The following is a 1,900-nucleotide window of genomic DNA, read 5'->3' on the forward strand; positions in this document are numbered from 1 at the left end:
CTGCCGAGGTCGAGCACTCGGGCCCCCGATTCCAGACGCAGCGCCGCGCCGAGAGTGGCGAGCTTTTCGGGTGTGATCGGGTTGTGGATGCGGTGAGCACTCTCAGTGATGTTGAATATCCGTGGGATGTCCACTGTGGAAAATCTCCTTATGGGTGTGAATAGATTCGGTCACGGCCTTACACAAAGCTGAGCCAGAGGCCTGATTTCAGGCCGATTGGCTCCAGCGATTCGTTGGAACTTTTTTGCCTCTATCTGCTTCTCCATGTTTTTGTTTTATTATATCTTCTATTCTGTTTTTTGTCTTTATTCTTCTTTCAACTTTCAATAAGATGAAAATCCCACCATTTTCAAGAACCTTCTTTTTTTGCCTTTCTGTACTCTATAAAAAACATTTATTATAAAGTTTTCATACTTGCTTGCACAGTGCAAGCAAAATATATCTAATTGTTCAAACCAAAGCCTGTATTGGCTTTACAGAGATTCTACTCTTTGCTCTCAATGTGAGAGCAAAGGCTACGGACACGTTGTCTGTAATCGCACAAAATGATCTGAAATCGATATTTATTTGTCATCTGGTTCCAACACAAAGTTCACCGGGAGCCGGATTTATCGGCGATCCGGTGCAATGACTTGTTATGTCCTTTGGCCGCAAGTTCCTGCTCGATCCTGTCGGATAGGAAAACCTTAACCAAAGACTGATAGGGTATGTCGCGCTTATTTGCCAAGAGCTTCAGTTCCTCAAGCATGGACTCCGGAAGACGCAGGGAAATAGCCTTTGCTGAGGGTTTTAGATTGGCCAAGGTAATTCTTTCTGCTTTTTTCCAGTCAACGTATTCGGTGGAATCGTGAGTTTGCCAAAAAGCCCTCTCTTCGTTTTCACTCTTAAATTGGGGAATCTTCTTCTTCATGGGTCTGGTACACCCTCCTTTCTTTCTTATTCATGTCTCTCGCGGAAATCACTCTGATCTTTTCCTTGCGGACAGTAAAGACCATAAACAGCAGTCTGCCCGAGTCAGTTTGCCCAAGCACGTAGAACCTATCTTCTGTTTCCGAGTGTTTCTCGTCATTACCGGCAATAACCGGAATGTTGAAGAAAACCTGCTCACACTCGACTGGCGTCACACCATGCTTTGTCTTGATCTTCCCGGAATTGTACTTGTCCCATTCGAACCCGCTACACTTAACAAGAATATCAGATATCATGATTCAAGTATATCCATATCATATACATGTGTCAATCTGTTTTGTGGGAGAGCATAACACGGGCATCAGCGGGAGGCCCTCTTTTTGGCCGATTGGCTGCATGCCATAGCGTACGCCCGGCATGGGCGTGAACTTATGGGGTGAAAGTCCCCTGTACGAGAACCAAAAGGTGTTCATATGTTGAATACTATCAAAAGTACGAGCCGAAGGCAAGGGCGATTTCGCGAGGAATGGTCTGAAGGAAGCCTAAGCGCAAAAGTGCAAGCCAAGCCTGTCCCGGACCTGATCCGGGAAACAGAAACCACATCACCCGCAAGCGGTGCCCGGCATCTTGCCAAGACGTTCGCGACCAACTGCGGTTTATCAAAAGAATATCTACAGGATCAGGGGCTTGTCTCCATACGCACATTGTGGATTGGGATTCACTATCCGGCTACGGCCCGATGACTTCTACGAACCGCCACGTGCGGACCCGCATGCGTGGTGGTGTGGGGAGGGACGGTTAAATGCCGTCCTTTACCCGATTAGGCCTGCTTGAGACAGAGCTTTCTGTTGATTGCACGGATAACTAGACCATAAGAAATGAATTCAGGCGCAATCACATCTCGGCGAGCCACCAGCTGTTGCGCGGCACAGCCGTTGACGATCCGCCGGATGCGCCAACGCATCACCGCGGCATCAGCGCGAACACACCC

At 48.0% G+C, this 1,900-nt stretch carries 3 protein-coding genes; all 3 read right to left on the bottom strand.

Annotation, left to right across the window (positions count from 1 at the left end):
- Nucleotides 1–134 (bottom strand): SAM-dependent methyltransferase (locus NTX75_14735; protein ID MCX5817471.1); only part of this gene is annotated, 134 nt, incomplete at its 3' end.
- Nucleotides 135–592: 458 nt separating this feature from the next.
- Entirely contained in the window at nt 593–910 is a 318-nt protein-coding gene (locus tag NTX75_14740; GenBank protein MCX5817472.1) for a BrnA antitoxin family protein, read from the bottom strand.
- Nucleotides 885–1,205 carry a BrnT family toxin gene (locus tag NTX75_14745; GenBank protein MCX5817473.1) on the bottom strand — a complete coding sequence of 107 codons (321 nt, stop codon included), beginning with the start codon at nt 1,203–1,205 and terminating at the stop codon, nt 885–887. The genes NTX75_14740 and NTX75_14745 overlap by 26 nt, the downstream gene beginning before the upstream one ends.
- Between the last annotated feature and the right edge of the window lie 695 nt (nt 1,206–1,900).

It is taken from the genome of Pseudomonadota bacterium, from assembly GCA_026388315.1.
GTDB lineage: Bacteria > Desulfobacterota > Syntrophorhabdia > Syntrophorhabdales > Syntrophorhabdaceae > MWEV01.